Source organism: Paraburkholderia sp. Ac-20342, from assembly GCF_017104985.1.
Lineage (GTDB): Bacteria > Pseudomonadota > Gammaproteobacteria > Burkholderiales > Burkholderiaceae > Paraburkholderia.
The window spans coordinates 77132-100668 of record NZ_JAAGPQ010000015.1 but is presented as its reverse complement, the minus strand read 5'-3'; the positions used below and the strand labels follow the sequence as shown (position 1 = coordinate 100668).

General features: G+C 59.1%; 20 protein-coding genes. 12 read left to right on the top strand and 8 right to left on the bottom strand.

The features are described from left to right. Positions 1-67: 67 nt before the first annotated feature. Positions 68-1051, bottom strand: a complete 984-nt coding sequence (locus G3N58_RS08790) for a LysR family transcriptional regulator (protein WP_167043524.1) — start codon at positions 1049-1051, stop codon at positions 68-70. Positions 1052-1254: 203 nt separating this feature from the next. On the opposite strand from G3N58_RS08790, the gene G3N58_RS08785 reads away from it, so the two are divergent. The 4 genes from G3N58_RS08785 to G3N58_RS08770 all read left to right on the top strand — a co-directional run bounded on the left by G3N58_RS08785 (position 1255) and on the right by G3N58_RS08770 (position 5829). Beyond that, positions 1255-2604, top strand: a complete 1350-nt coding sequence (locus G3N58_RS08785; protein WP_205998949.1) for an MFS transporter — start codon at positions 1255-1257, stop codon at positions 2602-2604. A 21-nt stretch (positions 2605-2625) separates the two neighbouring features. Further along, positions 2626-4035, top strand: a complete 1410-nt coding sequence (locus tag G3N58_RS08780) for a lyase family protein (RefSeq protein WP_205998948.1) — start codon at positions 2626-2628, stop codon at positions 4033-4035. A 291-nt stretch (positions 4036-4326) separates the two neighbouring features. Then, on the top strand, positions 4327-5403 hold the full coding sequence (locus G3N58_RS08775; RefSeq protein ID WP_205998947.1) for a GlxA family transcriptional regulator: 1077 nt from the start codon (positions 4327-4329) through the stop codon (positions 5401-5403). A gap of 9 nt (positions 5404-5412) precedes the next feature. Beyond that, entirely contained in the window at positions 5413-5829 is a 417-nt protein-coding gene (locus G3N58_RS08770) for a DUF2817 domain-containing protein (RefSeq protein WP_205998946.1), read from the top strand. A gap of 118 nt (positions 5830-5947) precedes the next feature. Here G3N58_RS08770 and G3N58_RS08765 read toward each other — a convergent pair whose 3' ends face one another. After that, positions 5948-6898, bottom strand: coding sequence for a DJ-1/PfpI family protein (locus tag G3N58_RS08765; protein WP_205998945.1), 951 nt, complete (start codon positions 6896-6898; stop codon positions 5948-5950). A 102-nt stretch (positions 6899-7000) separates the two neighbouring features. Between G3N58_RS08765 and G3N58_RS08760 the strand changes: the two genes are divergently transcribed. The 3 genes from G3N58_RS08760 to G3N58_RS08750 all read left to right on the top strand — a co-directional run bounded on the left by G3N58_RS08760 (position 7001) and on the right by G3N58_RS08750 (position 10253). Further along, positions 7001-7705 (top strand): DJ-1/PfpI family protein, encoded by a 705-nt coding sequence (locus G3N58_RS08760; protein WP_205192971.1) that lies wholly within the window; start codon positions 7001-7003, stop codon positions 7703-7705. Between the two features lie 46 nt (positions 7706-7751). After that, complete coding sequence (locus tag G3N58_RS08755) at positions 7752-9083, top strand: MFS transporter (protein ID WP_205998944.1); 1332 nt, start codon at positions 7752-7754, stop codon at positions 9081-9083. Between the two features lie 120 nt (positions 9084-9203). Then, complete coding sequence (locus G3N58_RS08750) at positions 9204-10253, top strand: porin (RefSeq protein ID WP_240159021.1); 1050 nt, start codon at positions 9204-9206, stop codon at positions 10251-10253. Between the two features lie 315 nt (positions 10254-10568). Here G3N58_RS08750 and G3N58_RS08745 read toward each other — a convergent pair whose 3' ends face one another. Together G3N58_RS08745 and G3N58_RS08740 are read right to left on the bottom strand one after the other, a co-directional pair. Further along, positions 10569-10805 carry a tautomerase family protein gene (locus G3N58_RS08745; RefSeq protein WP_205998943.1) on the bottom strand — a complete coding sequence of 79 codons (237 nt, stop codon included), beginning with the start codon at positions 10803-10805 and terminating at the stop codon, positions 10569-10571. Between the two features lie 12 nt (positions 10806-10817). Beyond that, positions 10818-11228, bottom strand: a complete 411-nt coding sequence (locus tag G3N58_RS08740) for a cupin domain-containing protein (protein ID WP_205998956.1) — start codon at positions 11226-11228, stop codon at positions 10818-10820. Between the two features lie 137 nt (positions 11229-11365). On the opposite strand from G3N58_RS08740, the gene G3N58_RS08735 reads away from it, so the two are divergent. The 5 genes from G3N58_RS08735 to G3N58_RS08715 all read left to right on the top strand — a co-directional run bounded on the left by G3N58_RS08735 (position 11366) and on the right by G3N58_RS08715 (position 18447). Then, complete coding sequence (locus G3N58_RS08735; protein ID WP_205998942.1) at positions 11366-12259, top strand: LysR family transcriptional regulator; 894 nt, start codon at positions 11366-11368, stop codon at positions 12257-12259. Between the two features lie 121 nt (positions 12260-12380). Then, a complete protein-coding gene (gene chrA, locus G3N58_RS08730) occupies positions 12381-13625 on the top strand; it encodes a chromate efflux transporter (RefSeq protein ID WP_205998941.1) in 1245 nt (414 codons plus the stop codon). Between the two features lie 271 nt (positions 13626-13896). After that, a complete protein-coding gene (locus G3N58_RS08725; protein ID WP_205998940.1) occupies positions 13897-14499 on the top strand; it encodes a PAS domain S-box protein in 603 nt (200 codons plus the stop codon). Between the two features lie 809 nt (positions 14500-15308). Then, positions 15309-17429: a bifunctional diguanylate cyclase/phosphodiesterase gene (locus tag G3N58_RS08720; protein ID WP_205998939.1), complete on the top strand. Its 2121-nt coding sequence runs from the start codon at positions 15309-15311 to the stop codon at positions 17427-17429. 253 nt (positions 17430-17682) lie between these two features. Beyond that, positions 17683-18447: a ParA family protein gene (locus G3N58_RS08715; protein ID WP_167043499.1), complete on the top strand. Its 765-nt coding sequence runs from the start codon at positions 17683-17685 to the stop codon at positions 18445-18447. A 65-nt stretch (positions 18448-18512) separates the two neighbouring features. On the opposite strand, the gene G3N58_RS08710 is transcribed toward G3N58_RS08715, so the two are convergent. The 4 genes from G3N58_RS08710 to G3N58_RS08695 all read right to left on the bottom strand — a co-directional run bounded on the left by G3N58_RS08710 (position 18513) and on the right by G3N58_RS08695 (position 23536). Next, on the bottom strand, positions 18513-19196 hold the full coding sequence (locus G3N58_RS08710; RefSeq protein ID WP_167043497.1) for a Fe2+-dependent dioxygenase: 684 nt from the start codon (positions 19194-19196) through the stop codon (positions 18513-18515). 68 nt (positions 19197-19264) lie between these two features. Continuing rightward, complete coding sequence (locus tag G3N58_RS08705; protein ID WP_205998938.1) at positions 19265-21508, bottom strand: TonB-dependent siderophore receptor; 2244 nt, start codon at positions 21506-21508, stop codon at positions 19265-19267. 327 nt (positions 21509-21835) lie between these two features. Further along, complete coding sequence (locus tag G3N58_RS08700) at positions 21836-22255, bottom strand: lysozyme inhibitor LprI family protein (RefSeq protein WP_205988891.1); 420 nt, start codon at positions 22253-22255, stop codon at positions 21836-21838. A 150-nt stretch (positions 22256-22405) separates the two neighbouring features. Then, positions 22406-23536, bottom strand: coding sequence for an acyl-CoA dehydrogenase family protein (locus tag G3N58_RS08695; RefSeq protein WP_205998937.1), 1131 nt, complete (start codon positions 23534-23536; stop codon positions 22406-22408). Between the last annotated feature and the right edge of the window lies 1 nt (position 23537).

Sequence of the window (23537 nt, the reverse complement as noted above, 5' to 3'; positions counted from 1 at the left end):
AACGGCATTTCTTGCCAAGTACGATGAGATCCGGTTTGAATCTGGCGCACCAGACCTTCACTGAGATCTACTCCATTGACGACTCGGTGAATTCGATGGAGCCTTCCGGGGCATATGTTCGTAATCGCGGAAAATTCGCAAGCAAACTCGTTAGGGCCTCTCGGGCCTTATTTGCAAGCCCGTCTGCGAGCGTTGAAAATTCACCATTGCGCGTTACAAGAAAAATAGATCGCATTGAGTTGCCTCGATCAATTGGAACCAGGTCAATCGCATCAATGAATCGCTCTCCTGTTTGAAGCAAACAGGTCGGCGTCGTAATCGCCCAACCTAGCCCTTGCGAAACCAACAGCGTTAGCGTCTCGGCATGATCGACCTCAAGTTTTCTTGGAGGGTCGACAGCGTTGTACCGCAGGATGCGCTCGACACGAATACCCAGAGTGGAAACATGCCGATACCGAATGAATGCCTGTGACGCCGCGAGCGATTGCAGTGTTGCAGGTGTGCTACAACGATTAGCGCGGCACATGATTGCTACGAAGTTCTCTCGATACAAAAAGTGATGGCTGAATTCTTTTCGATCTACCAATGGATTGGTGGAGATAATGAGGTCTACGTCACGGTTCGCAAGCGCATCTTCCTGATCAACCGCCATACCGATTTGAACTGACAGTCCGCTGGTCCGTTCCAGCAGCCACCGGATTAACTCCGGTCCGATCGCGTTGGCCACTGAATCAATCACGCCTATCCGAACATAGACACTTTCATGCTTTGAAGCCTCTATGGCCTGCGCTTTCAACTGACGCGCCATGGCAATCACCGGGCCCGCATTATTCGCGATATAAAAGCCGGCCGACGTTAGCATTAGTGGACGCCGCGACCGGTCCACCAGTACGAGTCCAAGTGATTGCTCAAGTTGTGCCAGCGCGTGTGACACCGCTGGTTGGCTAACCCCGAGCACAGTTGCGGCGCTCGACATGCTACCGGTCGCCGCGACCGTTAAGAAGATGTCGATCTGGTAGAGATCAATCGGCCGGTCCGAAAGCTGAATCATATTGGTCCTTGCAGCACTGGTGACGCAGGGTGGAGTCAGCGAAATCGCCGTCCCGATGAAGCTTCGGATTGAGGCCTATCGGATGCTTTCATAACGGTTATAAGAATTCTTTATTGTAGTGTTTTTGCGAAATATAGAGCCGCCCTGCCTCCTAGAATGGTTGCTGTCAGACGACAACACATATTAGACAGGAGACAGTCAGCATGATCCCATACACCGACGCGACTGCGATAGGCCCCACGGCAGAATCGCGTGAACAGGTCAATCTTGAGGATGCACCACTAACGCAGTTTCACTTGCTAGTCACGCTGGCTGGCACTGGCGGTCAATTCAGCGATGGTTTCATCCTGGGTATTATTGGTATTGCACTGGCCGTCGCGGCTCCGCAGTTGCACCTCAACGCATACTGGCTGGGGCTTCTGGGAGCGGCGTCCTTGGCTGGCCTATTTGTGGGCAGCCTGGTAGCTGGTCCGCTCGTCGATCGCGCTGGGCGCCGCGCTGTATTCAACTACGATATGGCGCTGTTTTCGATTATTTCGTTAGCACAGTACTGGGTGACGAATCCCGGACAACTACTAGTCCTACGTCTTTTGCTTGGAGTAATACTCGGATTCGACTATGTGGTAAGCAAGGCGATGTTGATCGAGTATTCCCCACGTCGTATGCGCGGACGCCTGTTAAGTTGGCTCGCTATAGCGTGGACCTTGGGCTACACAGGTGCGTATATCGTCGGTTACGTATTGAAAGACCACGGTGTGGATGTTTGGCGGCTGATGCTGTTGTCGAGTGCAATTCCATCGGCGGTGGCTTTCCTCTTTCGTGTGCGTGTACCGGAATCCCCCCTGTGGCTTCAGCGCAAAGGTCGTCTCACGGAAGCGCAGGCGATCGTCCGGACCCGCATTGGAGTCAACGTAATCCTCAGTCCGATCGGACCATCGGCCGTACCCTCCGGGATGGCAGGTGTCGCAAGTCTGTTCTCCAAAAAGTGGCGAGTCCGACTTTTTGTCGCCTGTTTCTCCTATATGTGCCTTGTGATTCCATATTTTTCGTTAGGCACGTTTTCGCCCATGGTTTTTGATTCAATGCATATCGCAAACAAGTTCATTGCTGGCTTGATATACAACCTGTTTCTTCTGATCGGAGCAATCGGCGGCACGTTACTGGTGGATCGTGTCGGCAGGCGAACGTTTCTCTTGACGGGTTTTTTTCTCGCAGCATCTTCGCTTGCCGCACTGTCGCTTGGCAACAGTCTTCCCGACACACTCATCGTTGCGTTGTTTGCCATATTCGCCTGTGTACTAAGTGGAACTAATAATCTGGTATTTCTCTATCCGCAAGAATTATTTCCGACGAACGTGCGGGCGACTGGACTGGGCTTCGCCGTCGCTGCGAGCCGGCTTGGCTCCGCATCTGCCACATTTGCACTCCCCACGATCGTTACAGCGTACGGTGGCCCGACAGCGGTGCTTCTTTGCATTGCAGTCCTGGTGGTGGGCGGCGTAACTTGCGCGTTCCTGGCACCCGAGACGCGGCATGAATCGTTGGTTGGGTAACCATACATGATGAAGAGAGCTATGAAAGGGTACCGAACTGAAAGTGACTCGCTCGGCGATTGCGAATTGCCCGCCGACGCGCTTTACGGCATTAATACACTACGTGCAAAGCAGAATTTCCAGTATTCCGATGAAGTTCTGGCCCAGTACCCGCGCCTCGTTGGTTGGCTGGCGCGAACGAAGCGCGCGATTGCGCGAGTGCACGTGCGTCACGGCAAGCTCACCCGGGAGCAGGGTGAATGTATCAGCGCGGCCTGTCTGGAACTCGTTCAGGGGCACCACACAGAAGCCCTGATCGTCGATCCGCTCGAAGGGGCTTGCGGTACGTCCATCAACATGAACATCAACGAGGTGATCGCAAATAGGGCTCTGCAGTTAATGGGACATGCACCTGGCGAATACCGTTTTTTGCATCCCATTGACCACGTGAATCTTGGCCAATCGACGAGTGATGCACTTCTTAGTGCAATGAAACTTGCGTTACACGAGGAGACTCAGACTGTCGGGAACGTGGTCAGGCAGCTTGCGCTATCGCTACGCGACAAGCAAAGCGAATTCGGGGGAGTCTTACGTCTCGGGCGAACCTGCTTGCAGGATGCTCTGCCAATGCGGTTGGATCAGGCGTTCGGTGGTTACGCATCGCTAGCTGAGCGCAGTGCCTCCGCGCTGGTCGCGCAGTTGCCGGCTCTGCGCGCAATATGTCTGGGAGCGACGGCGGTCGGTACAGGGCTTGGCAGCTATTGTGGTTATCGTGAGGCGGTCACCGCTGAGTTATCGGAACTTGCCGGTATGCAACTCACGCAGGTCGACGATCTATTCGACGCCGTGCAGAACATGGACGGTTTCGCCACACTCGCTGCCACGATAAAAACAGTGGCCCTTTCACTCTCGAAGATTGCCAACGATATCTTACTTCTCAGTTCGGGACCGCGTGGCGGCATTGCAGAACTCGCTTTGGCGCCGCATCAAGCCGGGTCGTCAATGATGCCTGGCAAGATAAACCCGGTGCATGCGATAGGACTAACGCAGGCGGCCTTCATGATATCCGGCGCTGAGCACAGCGTGATGCTCGCATGCGCCGGTGGACAATTGGAAAATAACAACTACAAGCCATTGATCGCGACATGTTTATTCAAGGCACTGAGGCTCGTGGAGCGAGCGGTATTTCTGTTTGATACCCACGTGGTGCGCCCGCTCAAGGCCGATCATGAGTTGAGCATGCGACATCTCGCTGACTCGATGGCGATAGCACCTGTAGTCAAAGAAAAAATAGGATATGCGCGGACGTCATCTCTAGTACGTCAAGCAGTGGCATCGGGAAAGACGTTGTTAAAGGTACTCGTTGACGAAGGTATCGTGAGCGAAGGCGAGGTGCAGGAACTCCTGCGACAAAGCAGTTTCCACCCTGATCTCCCTCATCCACAAATGTGAGCAAACCCGCTGCGGTCGACAGGAAGACTAGCTCAGCATAACTCGTCGAAAATCGGACCGCGGCGCGGCCAACGCTAGCCGTACGTCATCTGAAAATTGAAGCCATCTCGTTGGCGGCGGCTAAAGACCAATAACTGTGTGACAGATTCGAACCGGCCCATGCATCCAAACCGGAGAATGAAAAGGACTTATGTCATCGCCTTGATATGAAAAAAATTTTTGTTTTATTGAAATTTTTCATTCTAAATCGCGTTGAATTTAACCGGGCGACCGTTCTCCGAGGGGCGGAAAATGGAAGAAATTTGTGGCCCAATGAAATCGCATGATAAATTCAAAAAAATGATTAGTGGAGTGAGGAATTTCTCATTTTTACTGATCCCGAATTTTACGATGAATCCGCTCGTAAATGCGATAGAAGTATTGCGATTGGCAAATCAGCTCGGACGGAAGGATCTGTTCAAGTGGACACTCTATTCAGAAGGCGGCGGAGCAATTGAATCAAGCAATGGAATTTCATTTCAAACAAAGGTGATTCAAGATGCTCCATTACCGGATATCTTGTTTATATGTGCTGGAAACGATGTACATCGGTTAAGACTTGCTTCGTGTCTGTCACTCGTGAGGAAATTTGCAGCCTCAGGAGTTCTCCTTGGAGGGATGTGCACAGGTTCATTCGTTCTGGCTAAAGCGGGGCTCCTTGATGGGTACTCGTGCACGATTCATTGGGAGTATCTAACAATGCAGAAGGAGATGTTTCATAGAGTGAAATTTGAGAAACGGATTTTTGTCGTTGATCGGGACAGAATTACGTGTATCGGTGGCACCGCGTCTTTGGACATGATGTTGCATTTAATTGATGGGGAAATTGGAAGTGATTTAAAGAAAAATATATTGGAATTTCTCGTTATTGAGTCGATAAGAGGCGGGGAATCTTTGAAGCCGACTCCGAAAATCGATGGATACGGTTTTCACCAGGATATTCTGCGATCTGCCATTGAAATAATGGAAAATAACGTAGAAGAACCACTTTCATGTGAGGAGCTATCGCGACGGATCGGAATTTCAACCAGACAGCTACAGCGCATTTTTGGGAGAAATTCAGGAGGCGGGATTAAAAGATGCTATATTGCCATCAGGCTACGCCGCGCGCGAGAGCGGATTGTTCAATCAAATATGAATATTTCAGATATATCGATTGCGAGCGGATTTCATTCTCTGGCCCATTTCAGTCAAAGCTATAAGGATTTTTTTGGCTTGCCGCCAACGGAAGATCGCCGCCTGGCACAGACAGAGCTGAAAAACGAGCATGGCGATGTCGGGAATCCGTTGCGTTTATTGCCTTCGCGCAGCGCGAGCGGATTGAACTGATCCTGTGCCGTGAATTGTCGGCGGGGACCGTCAGGTCATGGCGAGAAACTGTCTGTAGGCCGGCCCGACCCAATAGAGTTGGCACGCGCCAGATCTTGGTGGGGCATCGATGTCGCTGCACCGTTTGCCGGCGACTCTGTGTCCGCCGTCGTCACGGGGACAATTTCGGGACTCGTATACGAAGCGTGCCTCCATACGGAGACGACCGTGATCGCACTCGAGTTCGGTACCGTCGCCCTCGAAGAGTTTGTCGATGCTTTGCGAGGTGACCATCGACTCCATCTTTACCCAACCAGCGAGATGGACTTCGTCGCCGTCAAGAAGCAGATCCGTGACGCCTTTTATGTCGACACCGATCTTTGGCGTGGCATGGTACCCGCTCAGTTTCGAAGCGCCGTTGGCCAAGCCATGGTGAGGCTGAAATAGACTGATTTTTCTCGCCCTCAGTACGCTTCGCGGGACTGCCGCGTAGAGCAATACCGAGGCGGGGAAAAGTTTTGTATCACCTCTTGAGGAGAACCGTCGACCTTCCCGATGACGCAATTCAGCCATGCTTTCCGAAAAAGCTGCGGAACGCGGAGGGTGGCAGGCCGAACTTGCGTTGAAAGGCTCTGCGCATTTGCTCCTCCGAGGCGAAGCCGCAGCGGTCCGCGATAATCGCAGTTCCGCTTGTGGTTGTCTCCAACATGATTCGAGCTCTCGATAGCCGCAGTTCCTGGACAGCGACGAAAGGTGAGCACCCCATAGCCAGCCTGAAGCGTCGCTGGAACGTTCTCGATGTCTGACCGGCCGCTGAGGCAAGTTCCTCGACACTCCACGTTTTGTGAAGCGCGGCCGATACCTTGGCCATCAGGGGGGAAAATTCAGCTGCTCCGGCCTTTTCCTGCATGACAAGTGTCTCGCTGAATTGGGCCTGTCCGCCGGGGCGCCGCAAATAAACAACGAGCTTCTTGGCCACAGATGCCGCCACGCGGTAACCATGGTCCTCTTCCACCAACGCAAGGGCCATGTCGATACCGGCGGTTACACCCGCCGATGTCCAGACGTTGCCGTCGTTCACGAAGATCGGCGACTCCTCCACACGGATCTTCGGATACCTGGAGCGCAGTGCGTCGCATTTCTCCCAGTGCGTCGTTGCCCGTCTGTCGTCAAGAACACCCGCGGCCGCCAGCAGGAATGCCCCCGTACATACGGAGCAAAGCCGTCGCGCCGTTGCCTGGCTACCTGAGATCGAACTCGTGAGTGTGCGACTTGCACAAGCTCTTTCCACACCGGTGCCGCCAGGGACGACGATCGTGTCTGCCTGATCCAATGTTTTTAGATCCGCGTCGACGACGATATCAGGTCCGGCGCTGGCGCGAACCCTGCCAGGCACCTCTGAAACCGTTATGAGCGTGTAGGCGGGCGAGGACATTTCCCGGTTTGCCAGGGCGAAGACCTGCATAGGCCCTGCGATGTCCAGTGGCTGGTACTCGTCGTACACGACAAAAGCCACAAGGCGTGGCTCGTTTGGCAGGAAAGGGGGGCGATTTGAGTTTTTTGCCACTCTCCTCCTCCTAGAATCGTTTCAACACATTTAACGGCAAGGAATGATGGTATGACGAACGCGGGCTTTCGTGTGGGAATGGTGATGTTCCCAGGCATTACCCAGTTGGATTTGACGGGGCCTCTCGAGGTTTTGAGCGCCGTTGCGGGTTGGTCGGTCGATCTCGTTAGCGAAACCACGGATCCTGTGCCGTGCGGCCGTGGATTTCGACTCGTACCGACCGTCCGGTTTTCCGACGCGCCCCTGTACGACTTGCTTGTCGTGCCGGGAGGGCCGGGCGTTGACGACGCCATGCTGAACCCTGTCGTCGTGGAATTTGTCCGGAACCAGGCGAAGCATGCTCAATATGTTTTTGGAATCTGTACGGGCTCCCTGCTTCTTGGCGCAGCAGGATGTCTCAACGGACGCCGGGCGAGTTGTCATTGGCAGGCGGTGGATCTGCTGACCCATTTCGGTGCGACGCCTAGTCGCAACCGCATGACGATAGACGGACGAATGTTTACTTCCGGAGGCGTCACAGCCGGCATCGACATGGCATTAAAGGTCGTGGGCGAGCTCGCGGGCAAACAGGTGGCGGAGGGCATTCAACTGCTCCTGGAATACGACCCGGAGCCGCCGTTTGACGCCGGCACACCAGAAACCGCACCCGTGGACGTAGTCGAGCGGCTTGAAGTCGCAAGCACCCAGCGCAAGGCTAATCGACGGGAAGCCGTTCTGTCCGCTTGCGCAAGGATGAATCAGATTTGTCCCGACTGAATCGCAGAGACGTACCGAGTGACAGGCAATGAAGAGGAGGGACACCATGAATCTGGGCAACGCGGCAAATATGCCAGATATTTCGAGCAGCTCACAGCACACGTCGGGAAAGTCCGTCGAATGGCGCACAATCTTCATCGCTAGCGTCGGCGGAGGACTGGAGTTCTATGACTTCATCGTGTACGGCATTTTTGCGCCGTATATCGCCAGGTCTTTCTTTCCTTCCGGCAGCGTCGTCGTCTCAATGATTGCAACCTTCGCCACATTTGCTGTGGGTTACATGGCTCGACCGCTGGGCGGGTTGGTCCTGAGCCATATCGGAGACAAGTTCGGTCGTCGCTCGGCGTTTCAGCTTTCGCTGGTGACGATGACGGTCACTACCGCCGGAATGGCTTTTATGCCCACCTATGCAATTGTTGGGGCATCGGCGAGTGCCGCATTCGTGGTCCTGCGTTTTCTGCAAGGTGCATGTATTGGGGGGGAGCTACCCGGTGCCATCGCTTACGTCGTTGAGACTGCGCCAGGGAAAAGTGGGCTCGCGTGCGGCCTCATGTTCGCATGCGTGAATACAGGAAGTCTGGTTGCCGCGATCGTCAGCATTGTGCTCCATGCGACGTTGACCGAGCCCGATATGTTGTCGATAGGCTGGAGAATAGCGTTCCTGATCGGTGGCGTGCTCGGCGCCATTGGCGCATTGATGAGGAGGAGCTTGCGCGAGACGGAGCTTTTTCTGTCCGTTAAGGAGAAAAAGCGGGCCAAGGTACCTGCGCTCGAAGTCGTTCAGGCACACCTTCCGCAGATTCTGATGGGAATCGGTATCGTAGGCCTGAATCAGGCACTCATCGCAGTGCTCAACGTGGCTATGGTTCCCTATCTGACTCAGGTGGCGTCCTATTCTGCACAAGCCGCAAGCTCGCTTGTGATGTTCTCCGTTGCCATCATGTCTGTCGCGATTGTCCTGGTAGGATATCTAAGCGATATCATCCGAAAGACGACGATTTATATTGCAGGCGCGGCGTTGATTGCTCTGGGTAGCTATCCGCTCTATACGTCAATCGCTTCTAAAGCGATAGATCCGTATGTCGCGTTCTGTCTGGCTGCGACCGCCTGCTCGTTGATCTCTGGCACCTTCGGGGTACTCGCGTCCGAGTTGTTTCCCACCAGACTGAGATTTAGTGGCCTGGCTATCTCCTACAACATTGCAGCGGCGCTGCTAGGAGGATTTACGCCACTTCTGACTTCGTTATTGACCAGAATCACAGGGAATAGTGCAGCGCCTGGATTGTTTGTCTCTATTGTCTCGGTTCTGGGTCTCATTTCAGCAATTGCAATACTGTTCAAAAGATCTGAAGATCCTGCGGCCGTGAGCCCAGAGTAGTGGTGAATTAGTCGTTCGTTCCTCTCAATTAGATGAAGCAAGCGGCTTGATGATATTAAATATCAAGCGGGTAGGCGCATTCATTGATTGAATAAAATATATATAAATCAGGAGATAAAATTGAAAAATGTACTCTTGGCATTGTGCTCGATGCTATGGGTTGCCTCATCTTATGGGCAGTCATCCGTTACGTTGTATGGCCTGATGGATGCTGGCATCACCTATACCAATAACGTCGAGAGTGGCAAGACGCATGGTGCGGATCTGCAGTTCACGTCTGGCTCGGCGCAAGGCGACCGCTGGGGCCTACGGGGAGCAGAGGATTTAGGCGACCAGGAAAAAATCATTTTTGTGCTCGAGAATGGCTTTCAGCTTTCAAACGGTGCGTTGGGACAGGGCGGTCTGGAATTCGGAAGACAAGCCTATGTCGGTGGCGCAGGACCATGGGGTACGTTGACGCTGGGTCGTCAATTCGACTTCATCGGTGATCAAATGTTTGCGTATGCGATCGGTGCGAATACTCCAGCCGGTCTGCTAGCGTGGAGTCTTCCCGCTTACGCGGCTGGCGGCTACAGCTTGGACAATCGCGTATGGGGCGATCAAGTGAACAACGCTGTCAAATACATGTCTCCGGTTGTCGCCGGTTTCTCTGCGGGCGCAATGTTCGGATTCGGCAATACGCCAGGGTCGATTGCCGCAAGCAGTTCCCAGGCTTATATCGTCAACTATCGGCAAGGCTCATTCAGTGCATCACTTGCCTATTTCGGTCAACACGATGTCAAAACAGGCGGCAACTCACGTGAGTTTGCGGGTGGCGCATCGTACGAGATCGGCGCGGCGAAGATGTTTGCGATGTTGACCGATGTTCGTTTGACTGGCGGCGATCAGGCCCGGGCAACGACTGCCGAAGCGGGTATGACCTATCGACTGACGCCAGCACTTATGCTCGGCGGCGGCGCTCAGTTTCAGAAGCGCAACAATGGACTGGGAAGCGCAAATCAACTGACACTCGTCTCGGACTACAGCTTGTCGAAGAGCACAGACGTCTACGTTATCGCGGCATTGGCGCACGATCATGCGTTTGGCGCGCAGGTTCAGGCCGCACTCGGGTCGCCCTCTGGATCCGATGTCCAGACTGGTGCGCGAATCGGTATCCGCCACCGATTCTAGCGCTTGAATGCCAGAGCAGCAGAGCATGATCGTAACCGCGGTCGGCGTAGATACGGCCAGGACGACTCAGCGGCTGGCCGCGCACGCCGCCAATCGGCACGATGTCACGACGCTCGCTCACGCACGCGCCGTCATCGCGGCATGGCATCAGGACTATCTTGCGGATGTTGCGCACACCGGAATACCGGCAGCGAAGCACGTGACGCCCCGAGCCGATCTGGAGAGTGTCAGGCACTCTGGATAATCGGCTCGGCATGAGCAGGCATAAGCATGACAAAGACGACGCAATGCAGACCTGCCTAGATCCTCCCCGAGCTATAAACTCGACGGGTCATACCCCGGCTGTTGGTAAAGCGTGTCCCACTTATCGCGAATGTCAGGATGATAGACGTCCCTGACCCAGGCCGAGGGCTGCACCACCTCGATACCCACGGAAACGGACTCCTTTCCATACCCAAGGATGCGGGTCACGGCCTTCGTGATTTCATCGGATAGCTGCTGCTTCTCCTGCTCCGATTTGCCCGGCCATAACTTGACGATGACGTGCGGCATCGTTGGCTCCCGTTAGCGTGAACCGGCGGAGCCGGGATACTGATCGTCGCTGACCTGTTCGAGCCAGTCGACGACCTTGCCGTCGAGCGCTTCCTGGATGGCGATATGCGTCATCGACGTATCGGCACAAGCCCCGTGCCAATGCTTGACGCCCGCGGGAATCCAGACCACGTCGCCCGGACGTATCGTTTCGAGCGAACCACCCCAACGCTGCACAAAGCCGCAGCCCGCAGTGACGATCAGCGTCTGACCGAGCGGGTGCTCATGCCACGCGGTACGCGCACCCGGTTCGAATGTCACGCTGCCACCGGAGGCACGAGCCGGCTCGTGGGGTGGAAACAGCATGTCCATGCGAACGCTGCCCGTGAACCAGTCGGCCGGGCCCCTGGCGGAAGGAACGCTCCCGCAACGCTTGACTTCGATTTCCATTTTTCGCTTCCCGTTTCGAGGTTTGCTCATGCCAGCCGGATGCGCTACGTGGCTGATGGAGGCACTGTACTGATCGTGTGATTCATCCGGTAGCTGCTAGACTTGGCAAACGGATATGAGCCAAATTCATCATGACGAACGTTGATCTGAATGTCCTGCGGGCGTTTTTTGTCGTCGCGCGCGAGCGCAGTTTCACTCGCGCGGCGGCTCAACTCGGCGTATCGCAATCCGCGCTGAGTCATTCGATGCGCGGTCTGGAAGAGAAAATAGGCTTGCGATTGCTGACCCGGACCACCCGGGGCGTTTCGCCCACCGAAGCAGGTGAGCGCTTGTTGTCGAACGTCGGACCCTACTACGAGGGGATCGAGGCGGAACTGATGTCGCTGAGCGCGCTGCGGGGAAAGCCGGCAGGGTTGATCCGCATTTCGGCTCACGATCACGCGGCCGATACCATTCTCTGGCCCAGGTTGAAGGAGGTGTTGCGCAGCTATCCCGACATCTCGGTGGAAATCAACATCAACTACGCGATGGTCGATATCGTGGCGGAGCGGTTCGACGCGGGTGTGCGGAGCGGCGATCTGATCGCACAGGACATGATTGCCCTACGTATCGGTCCCGACTTCAAAATGGCAGTCGTTGGTTCACCTGACTATCTGATGTCGAATCGGCCGCCGGTCACACCGCATGATCTGGCGGCTCATCACTGCATCAATCTTCGTCTTCCGACGCGCGGCGGATTGTACGCCTGGGAATTCGCAAGGAAGCGCGAAGCATTGCACGTGAACGTCAGTGGTCAATTCATCTTCAATACGACACCGCAAATGCTTGACGCCGCGCTGGAAGGATACGGACTTGCCTACGTGCCCCATGATCTGGCTGCTCCGTATCTGGCCGAGGGGCGGCTCGCGAGCGTGCTCGACGCATGGTGTCCGACGCTGCCCGGCTATCATCTTTACTATGCGAGTCGACGGCAAACATCGCCGGCGTTTGCCGTGATCGCCGATGCGCTTCGCTACCGTGGTTGAAGCGCGCACACCTTTCCGCGCTGCGTTTTTTTCGCCCGCATACCCATGGAGCAGGTCATGGCGACGATGACTCTCTCACCCACTCATGCCTCGCACCGAGATCGCTCGAACCCGCACCGCCATGGACGCTGAAATGTCGCCGTCGCGCGCCACCCGGCTGGGCCGCGCCTTTGAAGTTTTCACGGTCTTTCTGAAGCTTGGGCTGACGAGCTTCGGTGGCCCGATTGCCCACATCGGCTACTTTCGCCGCGAGTTCGTCGAGCGACGCCGCTGGCTGGACGACGAGACTTTCACCGATCTGGTGGGGCTTTGCCAGTTTCTGCCTGGACCGGCGAGCAGTCAGGCGGGCTTTTCGATCGGGCTGCTGCGGGCCGGGTGGGCCGGCGGTCTCGCCGCCTGGTGCGGCTTCACGCTGCCGTCGGTGTTCGCGATGCTGGCCTTTGCGACCATCGCGCCGAATCTGGGCGGCCGGGTCGGCACGGGGGTGATTCACGGCCTGAAACTGGTGGCGGTTGCCGTGGTGGCCCAGGCCGTCTGGGATATGGCGCGGCGCCTGTGTCCCGATCTGCGTCGCGCGGCGATCGCGCTGGCCAGCGTGGTGCTGCTGAGCCTTCTGTCCACCGCTTACGCGCAACTCGCGGTAATCGGCATGGGTGCCTTGCTTGGCCTTGCACTGTGCCGAACCGGGGACGTGCAAGCGGCGCGTAACATGACGCGGCACCCGGGCGAATTCCATGTATCTCGAAGGGCGGGTCTTGCCGCGTTGATCGCGTTTGGTGTCCTGCTGTTCGGACTGCCGATGCTGAATGTGCCCGGAGCCGCGCAGGGCGTACGCGTATTCGAGGCGTTCTACCGCTCGGGCGCGCTGGTCTTCGGCGGTGGACACGTGGTGCTTCCGCTGCTGCAGCATGAGACGGTTTCGACAGGGTGGATCGCGCCGGGCGACTTTCTTGCCGGATATGGTGCGGCCCAGGCTGTGCCGGGTCCGCTATTCACCTTTGCGGCCTTCCTTGGCTGGATGATGGCCGCGCCGCCCAGGCACTGGAGCGGCGCGCTGCTGGCGACTTTGGGTATCTTTCTGCCGGGCCTGCTGCTGGTCCTTGCGGCGTTGCCGTGGTGGCAGGCGCTGCGTGCCCGTCCGGCAATGTCGGCAGCGCTCGCGGGTGTCAATGCCGCCGTCGTCGGTCTGCTGGCCGCCGCACTTTACTTACCGGTATGGACGAGCGCGGTTCGCACCCAGGCCGATTTCGCCACGGCATGCATCGGGTTCTGTCTTCTGACTCGATGGAAAGTGCCGCCGCTCGCGGTCGTTGTCTTCTGCGTCGCAGCCGGCGTGGTGCAAGGCGTTCTGCACCAGGCGATGTAACGGCTCAGCCGGCCTTGCCGTGGCGGCGTGCCACCTGACGACCGGTATGGCGGCATCGTCCGGGGGGCAAGCGGGTATTTGTCAAGATGATGAAATTCAATCGTCAGACATTTTTACCGCAGTGGTATGGTGATTCCGCCTATCCGGCAAGTCGAATTGACCGTGTATTTGTATCGCGTTACGCTGTGGCGCCAGCCTAGTCGGTTTTTATCAACCACGCACCAGCGAGGTGATTCCACAAGCGCGATGCAAGGGAAGTCTGTACACGGCTATGAAAAGCGAACTCTTCGACGACCTCGTCACCACTTCTGCAGCGGGTTCGCCTGACGCGATTTTCCTCGTGAACGAGCGGGGGCGCATCCTGCATGTCAGTCCGGCGTGCGAGGATATATTTGGCTACGTACCGGGCGATTTCGTCGATCAGTTCATCATCGACTTCGTGGTGCCAGCCGATCAGGACGCCACGCTCAGAGAGGCGCGCGAGGTGCTGGCCGGCCGCAAGCGGGTCGGTTTTGAAAACCGTTATCGACACAAGGACGGACGCGATGTCTACGTCACGTGGTCGGCGCGCTGGCTGGAGCACGAGCGCCTGCGCGTCGGGGTAGCTCGCGACGTGACCGAGCTGCGTCGCCGGGACGCTTCCCCCCTGGCGCTGTTGTCGCTTCTTGCGCCGCATGAACGCAAGGTGCTCGACCTGCTGCTGACCGAGGCGTCGGAGAAACAGATCGCCGAGCGGCTGGGCCTTGCTGCCTCGACCACGCATTCCTATATCACCGGAATCTTTCGCAAATACGGCGTGCGGGGCCGGGCGGGCTTGATGAGCTTATGGCTCAAGCATCTCTCGAGCAGCATCGCACAGGCGCACGAAAGGTAAGGGCGGTTCTCCTCGCGCGGAAAAAGTAGCCGCCGGCAAGCCCTACCCGCAATATCCGCGAGTCAGCCTTGTCAAGCGGCATTCGCCGCGCAGAGCCCGCCGCTTTTACACGCGTTTTCTGGGCTCCTGTCGGGTTCTCTCAGGTCTCTAGCGATGCCGTTTTTTGTGGCTTACCGGTCGGGTTTCCCGCATCGCCCGCGATGCGGTTAGCCTGTATGCAGGAACGGATGCTATCCGAAACGGTTTGCCGAACCTATCCTGCTAATCAGAGGGTTTCCTTCGCCTGAATTCTCCGCCTGGAATTTCCGGCACGCCAACGCCAATGCCAACGCGCGAAACAAACGTGGCGTTGCGAGCGACGGTTGATCTGTTCACCGTCTGTAATCCGGGTTGTTAATCAGCCAGCCATACAAAAAAGCGAAAATAACCATTCAATCCACGGAACGACGGATAATCCCCTTCGCCTCGATACTGTCGGGGGCGGCTTTGGCAGCCTGAGCGGGGATCGTCGTCGAACGGCGGCGCCGAAGCGCGTTGTCCGCACAATCGGCGGCCCATCTGGACCACGTAATGGGGATGACATGAATGGCTGAGCAGCAGCGTTTGAGAGGCGAAACCCCGGACATGGCCGTACCTCGGGCCGGTGCGTTACCGCGGGCGGCCGGAACAGGCTCGACGCACGAGACCCACGAGACGCAAGCACGGCGTATTCGCGTCGGGCTCCAGGGCAACCGTCAAGGCAAACCCCGGCGCGAACTCAACGCAGATTCAGCGCGGAAAAAGCATGGAGAAGAAGAGGTCAGCCGTTGATGTTAGCCGGCACCTACGACCCGCTACTCGTCGTTTGCTCGTTGCTGGTGGCGAGCCTCGCATCGTTTACGGCGCTCGACCTGACGCGGCGCATCGCAACGGCCAGGGGCCGGGCCGCGCGCTGGTGGCTGGCAGGCGGCGCCTGCGCCATGGGCGTCGGCATCTGGTCCATGCATTTCATCGGCATGCTGGCGTTCAGCCTGCCGATTCCCCTCGGCTACGATCCGGCGATCACCGTTTTGTCGCTATTGATCGCCATCGCCGCGTCGGCGTTCGCGCTGCGACTGGTCTCCCATGCATCGCTGCCGCGCCTGCATCTGGGCGTGGGCGCGTTGTTGCTCGGGATCGCCATCGCCGGCATGCACTATACGGGCATGGCGGCGATGCGCATGTCGCCGGGTATCGAGTACGACCCGCTGCTGTTCGCGCTATCCCTCGTCATTGCGGTGCTCGCGTCCGCGGTGGCGCTCTGGATTGCCTTTCACCTGCGCCGCCAGACCCCGAGAATCCGGTATTTGCGGGCCGGCGCCGCGCTGCTCATGGGCGGCGCGATCGTCGGCATGCACTTCACGGGCATGGCCGCCGCGCGGTTCCCGCTCGGCAGCCTGTGCGGCGCGGCGCACGGCGGCATGAACAAGGGCTGGCTGGCCGTCGTCATCATCGTCGCGACGTTGGCGATTCTCGCGATCACGCTGATCATTCTGGTGCTCGACCTGCGGTTGGAAGCCGAGACCGCCGTGCTGGCGACCTCGCTGGCGGAAGCGAACGAGGAACTGACTTATCTCGCGCTCCACGATACGCTGACCAAGCTGCCGAATCGCGTGCTGCTGCACGACCGCCTCGAACAGGCGATTCAGCAGGCGGGCCGGGACCAGCGCCGCTTTGCTCTGCTGTTCATGGACCTCGACAGCTTCAAGCCGGTCAACGACGCGTTCGGCCATCACGTGGGCGACCTGCTGCTCGTCGCGTTTGCGCAGCGCATTCGCGACAACATCCGCGTGCAGGATACGGCGGCGCGTGTCGGCGGCGACGAGTTCGTGCTGCTGGCCGGCATCGGCGATCACGCGGATGCGGCCAGCATTGCGGAAAAACTCGTCAGGGCGGTCGAAGAACCGTTCGAGGTCGAGGGCCAGGAACTGAGGGTCTCGACCAGTATCGGCATCGCCATCTATCCCGACGACGGCGAGCATCAGGACGATCTCCTGAGCAACGCGGATGCGGCGATGTATCACGCGAAGGGCTTGGGGCGCAATCGCTACTGCTTTTTCGAAGCCTCGATGAACGTCAACGTCGAGGCGCAGATGCAGCTCGTGCAGGACCTGCGTCTGGCGCTCACGCGAGGCGAGCTGATTCTCCACTATCAGCCCAAATTCGATGCGGCGAGCGGCGAGGTGACCGGCGCCGAGACGCTGGTGCGCTGGATGCACCCGACGCGCGGGTTGATTGCGCCGGGCCAGTTCGTTCCCGTCGCCGAAAAAACCGGGCTGATCGTGCAAATCGGCGATTGGGTTCTCGATGAAGCCTGCCGGCAACTGAGCGAATGGCACAGGCTGGGTCGAACGGACTGGTCGATCGCGGTCAATCTCTCGGCCTTGCAGTTCCGGCACGCGGGGCTGTTCGAGACGGTACGCAATACCCTCGCACGCCACGCGCTCGATCCCGGCTGCCTGACGCTGGAAATTACCGAATCGACCGCGATGTCCGATGTGGAGACGGGTCTTGAGATCCTCATGCAATTGAGGAAGATGGGCGTGCGGATTTCGATCGACGATTTCGGCACGGGCTATTCCAGCCTGCTGTATCTGAAGCGCCTGCCCGCGGCCGAACTCAAGATCGACCGCGGCTTTGTCCGCGATCTCACGCATGACACGGAAGATGCCGCGATCGTCTCGGCGATCATCGCGCTGGGGCAAACGCTCAATCTGAAGATCGTCGCGGAGGGCGTGGAAACCGTCGAGCAACAGGCGTTTCTGGCCGGGCTCGGCTGCGATGCCCTGCAGGGCTTCCTGCTCGGCAAGCCGATGGCGGCGGAGGATTTCATCGAGGCGTTCCCGCTTCCGGAGCAGGAGCAGGAGCAGGTGCTGGCCGACCCGGATGCGGCATCTATCGATGGACCTTGAAGACCTTCAGGCAGGGCTCAACCCAAGGCTCAATCGGGGCTCAATCGAGGCTCATTCGGGGCGCACCCAGGGCTCAATCGGCACAACGGCGAACGTATCGACTCCGGGGAAAGAGCGCCGCCCGTTGGCGCCAGGCTCGGCGTGGCCACCGGGGCAGACGCAAGGGCTTTTCTTTCATATCCATCTGTTCGCGCTGTCACGCCACTGGAGTAAGCTGTGCGCTTTGCGCATTCGTCAAAAGGGACAGGGGTTTATGCGGCGTGTGATATTCAATCAGAAGGGTGGGGTCGGCAAATCGACGATCGTCTGCAACCTGGCCGCCATTAGCGCCAACGAAGGCCAGCGGACGCTCGTGATCGATCTCGATCCGCAGGCCAATTCGAGCCAGTATCTGCTCGGCGAACAGGCGCGGGATCTCAAGCCCGGCGTCGCCGATTTCTTCGAAACGGCCCTGAATTTCAGCTTCCGGCCGACGCCCGCCTCGACGTTCGTCCACCCGACGCCGTTCGAGAATCTCGACGTGATGCCCGCGCATGCCGATCTCGATGCGCTGCACGGCAAGCTCGAATCGCGCTACAAGATCTACAAGCTGCGCGACGCACTGAACGAACTCGATGCGTACGACGAGATTTATATCGACACGCCGCCGGCGCTGAATTTCTACACGCGTTCCGCGCTGATCGCGGTCGAGCGTTGCCTGATTCCGTTCGACTGCGATGATTTTTCGCGCCGCGCGCTCTACGCGCTGCTCGACAACGTCAAGGAGATTCAGCAGGACCACAATGCCGCGCTCGAAGTCGAGGGAATCGTGATCAACCAGTTCCAGCCGCGCGCGAGCCTGCCGGTGAAGCTCGTCGAGGAACTCGTCAGCGAGGGGCTGCCGGTGCTGGACTCGCGCTTGTCGGCGTCGGTGAAGATTCGCGAGTCCCATCAGTATGCGCGGCCGATGATTCACTACGATCCGCGTCATAAGCTCACCCAGGAGTTTACGGCCTTGCATCGGGAACTGGCCGGGTAGTCCGGTCGGCGGGTCCGATGCATGCCGCCGGCTCATGACCGGCTTAGGGTCGACTTAGGGCCGACTCAGGTCTCGCTCCAGACCCGCAGCAGATTGTGATAGATGCCGACGAGCGAGCGGCGCGACGCGTTATCGGCGTTCGTCGCGTTGAGCCGCTGGATCGTGTTGTCGAGTTCGAACAGCAGCGCGCGCTGGTTATCGTCGCGCACGAGGCTCTGGACCCAGAAGAAGCTCGCGAGCCGCACGCCGCGCGTGACCGGCACGACGTGATGCATGCTCGTCGCCGGATAGAGGATCGCGTCGCCGGCCGGCAGCTTGACTTCGTGCGCGCCGTAGGTGTCCTCGATTCGCAGTTCGCCGCCGTCATACTCGTGCGGCTCGGACAGGAACACCGTGATCGACACGTCGGTGCGGACCTTGAGGCCCGAGCGCAGCACGCGCACCGCGCCGTCGATGTGCGAGCCGAAGGTCATGCCGCCCGAGTAGCGGTTGAAATGCGGCACGTACGCGCGATTCGGCAGCGCCGCGCTGATGAAGAACGGATGGCGCTCGGTCGCCGCGAGCACGCGGTCGGCGAGTTCGCGCGTGATGGGCGCTTCTTCGTCGAGCTGCTGGTTCTGCTTGACCTCCGCGCCGTGATAGCCGGCCGTCGCGCGGCCGTCGACCCACGGGCTGTCGGGCGCTTCGAGCGCGCCGCGGATGTAGCGCACGGTGTCGGCGTCGAGCAGGCTGGGAATCCGGATGAGCATGATGATTCCTTTGATCCGGCCAAGCGGCGCGGCAGCGGCGCGCGCATCCGGCCGGATGCGTTCCGGCCTTAATAGAACCGGTAGTTGAAGGTAGCCAGCAGCGTGCGCCCGATGCCGGGCACCGAGCGTCCGCCGTCGGACGCGATCAGCTGGTCGTAATAGAGCTTGTTGGTGAGGTTCAGCAGGTTGAGCTGAACGTCATACCGCTTCGTATGATAAGCCGCCATCGCGTCGACCCGAACGTAGCTCGGCACCTTCACGACGTTGTCGGTGGCCGGGTAGCGCGACGACATGTAGATCGGCCCGCCGCCGATTTCCCAATGCTCGACCGGCTGGTACGTGACCCACAGCGTCGCCATGTGGCGCGGCGTGTTCGGCAGCGTATTGCCCTGTGTGCCGTCGAGCGCCTTGACGATCTCGCTGTCGAGATAGGTATAGCCGCCGTAGATCTGCCACTTGCTGCCGAGGCGGCCGGTCGCGCCGATCTGGTAGCCGCGTACGCGCGTGTCGCCGTCGAGCGTATAGGTGCCGTCGCCGTTCTGCGTGCGGGTGTTGCTCTGCTCGATCTGGAACAGCGATTGCGAAATCGACAGATTGCCGTCGAGCAGATCCCACTTGCTGCCGATCTCGTACGACTTGCTGTGTTCGGGCGCGAGGTTCTGCGTGCCCGAGGTCAGCGTGAGCGCTTCGAGCGACGGGTCGAACGACGTGCCGTACGAGAAGTAGTACGACTGCCAGTCGGTGGGCTGATAGATAAGGCCCGTGCGCACGCTGGTGAAGTAGTTCGTCTGGCTGGCGTAGGCCGGCGCCGTCGTCGTGTTGGCGATGCTGGCCTGGAAGCGGTCCCAGCGCACGCCGCCGACCACCTTCCAGTGCTCGCCGAGCGAGATCGTGTCGTTCACGTAGGCGCCGAACGAATTCGCCGACGACTCCGCGAGGTTGTCGAGCGTCTGCACGGAGCCGGCCGGGCGAGGATTGTAGGGCGGGTCGAGCAGCGGCACGATCGCGATCGTGCCGCTGCCCTTCGGCATGCCGGGGCCGGTCACGCGATAACCCTGATTGGTGTAGGTCTCGTGGCCGAGATCGATGCCTGCGACGACCTTGTGCTTGATCCATCCGCTGCCGAGCGTGCCTTCGATATCGGTCGAGTTGTAGATCGAATGATTGTCGATGACGCGGTCGCGGCTCACGAGGCCGACGTAAAGCGACGAGAGTGGCAGGTCGGTGAAGTTGCCCGCCCCGAGTGCCGGCGAGTTGGCGAACGGGCCGGTAAATAGACCCCGTTTCAGGCTCGTTTCGCGGGCGTCGGTGTCGGTATGGCTGAGCTGCGCCTGATTGCGCAGCACGAAGCCGTTTTCGAACCGATGGATGTAGCGGCCCGTCACGGTCTGATTGTCCTGCAGGGTCCGGTCGTCGGTGAAGCCGTAGAAGGTCGAGCGGCCGACCGGCGCGGGCGCGCCGTTGACCGACTGCACGCCGTAGTCGGCCATGTCCCGGTTGTGCTGGATCAGCGCGGACAGCGTGAACTCGTTCGGCGTGCCGATCCCGAAGCTCACGGTCGGCGCGATGCCGTAGTCCTTGCTCGACATCACGTCGCGCGAGCCGTGCAGCGACTGGCCGAACGCGTTGATGCGGAACGCGGATGTATCGGTGAGCGGCTGGTTGAAGTCGACCGAGGTGCGATAGTGGTCGTCGGTGCCGATCGTCGTCGAGACCGAGGCCGATTTTGTCAGGTTGGCCTGCTTCGTCACCTGATTGATGACGCCGCCCGTGGAGCCGCGGCCGAAGTAGAGCGAGGAGGGGCCGTACAGGACGTCGATCGATTCCAGGTCGAAGGTGTCGCGATAGTACTGGCCGCGGTCGCGAAAGCCGTCGAGATAGATGTCGTTGTTGGCGGTGAAGCCGCGCAGATTGATGTTGTTGCCGATCACGCCGCCTTCGGCCGCGCCGATCGTGACGCCCGGCACGTTGCGCAGCGCGTCCGAGAACGACGTGACGCCTTGCGACTGCATCAGCTGCTGGTTGACGACCGTGACCGCCTGCGGAATATCGTGCACGTCGGTCGACACGCCGGTGATGTTCGTGCGGTCGGTCTGGAAGCCGGTGCTTTCCGCATGCCCCGTCACTTGAACCGTAGGCAGCGTCTGCGGCTGGCTCGATGCGCTGTCCGTTGAAGCGGCGGCAGAGGACGAGGCAACCGGGGACGATGCGGCGGCGGGTGTGGCGGTGTTCGTCTGCGCGAAGGCGGAAGTCGCGATGGGCGCGCAAAAGAGACCCATCACCGCGATAGCGAGCGGAGTTTTGGTCAGCATCTGGTATGTCTGGAGTGTGGATTTATTAGCCAACGCCTTGGCCCACGCTTTCCAGACGGCCCTCTGATTCGCCCCAGGGGCGAGTGCTGACGCTGCTGCGCAATGCGGCTTTACGGCGTTGTTGTCTTGGCACTCAACCGGTCTTGCTGGCTGGTCCGGCGTCGCGGGGGGCAACGGGACAACTGGCTTGCAACAGCACCTGAATGAGAATCGTTACTATGCCTTATGTAGTTTCTTAACTCAACAGAAATAATCTTTCATTTTTCTTTCTGTATTATTTCTGCATCATTTTCGCGTGAAGGCGGGTTTATTTCTGAATGGCCGGTTTTAGCGGTTGTATTTTTCAGATTGGATGGTTTTGCTCATGCGCTCCGTCGCGGCTGTTTTGCACATCGCGATGGCGGTGGGCAGCATCGAGCCGCCGCCCCATTCATGCGAGGCCGATTTCTCGCATTGCGTGTCGCGGCGTTTTTTCCATGCGGCGATCTTTCTCTCCAGAACGGCTTTGCAGGCTGTCGATGATCCGGCCGTCGCATCCACGATGTGCGCCAGTTTCTGTTCCGCCACGATCTGATCGCGCCATGCGCAGAAATTCATATTGGTCTGGTTGTCGTCGCAATGGGATAAGGCCGCGCCGACCTCGCTCGCGGGCAGGCCGCTGCGCGTCGCGATTTCGCTGACCGGATCGGGAGCGGCAGCCCATGCGGAAGTGCTGATAAACGTCAGCGCCAAGATCAGAGGTTTCATCGCTGGTGTTGCGTGATGAACGGTGCGGCTTCTTCGCGGCGGCGATGGATTAAGCCTGACATGCTCACCACTGGGAGTTTTGTTTGAGAGCAATCTAGCAGACCTTGCAAAGGGAAGCGCGTTTCGCGAACGATTTTGGGCCTTCGCCTATCAAGCCCCCAACGCCACGAACCGCTCCAGATGATGATCCTCATCGCCCAACTGATGATCGATCATCACGAGCCGCTTCGCGTAATGAGCGAGCCGCAATTCCCACGTCATGCCGATCCCGCCGTGCAGCTGGATGCACTCCTGCGCGACCAGCGTGCCGATCCGGCCGATGCTGTACTTTGCCGCCGACACCGCGCGCTCGCGCGCCTTGCGTTCGCCATCGAGAGCGGCGGCCGCGTTGATGACCGCCGAGCGTGCCTGCTCGATCTCGAGCAGCAGATCGGCCATGCGGTGCTGCAGCGCCTGGAAGCTGCCGATCGGCACGCCGAACTGCTTGCGCGTGCGCAGGTATTCGAGCGTGTCGTCTTTGGCGACATCCATCGCGCCGAGCGCTTCCGCGCACAGCGCGAGCACGCCGCAGCTCACCGCGTATTCGAGCGTCGCGAAGCCTGCGTCGACCGGGCCGAGCAGGGCGGTCGCGCCGAGCGTGACGTGGTCGAACGTCACTTCGGCAGCACGGCCGCCGTCGATCTTGCGATAACCGCGCACGTTGACACCGGCCGCCTCGCGCGGCACGAGAAAGAGCGTGAGGCCCGCTGCGGCATCGTCGGCGCCGCTCGTGCGCGCCGACACCAGAAAGACCGCCGCCTGCTCGCCATGCTGAACCACGGCCTTCGCGCCGTTCAGGGTCCAGGCATCGCCGTGCCGCTGCGCGCGCGTTGCGCTTACGCGAGCGAGTTCGTAATGACTGTCCGGCTCGCCATGCGCGAGCGCGGCGATACGCGAGCCGTCGATCAATGCGGCCAGTTCCGCTTTCTGCGCCGCGCTGCCGCTGCGCGCGAGCGCGCGGCCGACGATCAGCGTATCGAGAAACGGCTCGACGACGAGCCCGCGCCCCAAGCTCTCGAACACGACGGCGATATCGAAACCGCCGCCGCCGAAGCCGCCGCTCGCTTCATCGAACAACGCGCCGACGATGCTGAGTTCCGCGAAGCGTTGCCACAGTTCAGGGCTGAAGCCATGCGCCGAGCGCGCGATGCGGTCGCGCGTCTCGAAGCCGTATTGTTCGCTGACGAAGCGGTTCAGCGTGTCCGCCAGCATGCGGCGGTCTTCGGTGTGCCGAAAATTCATG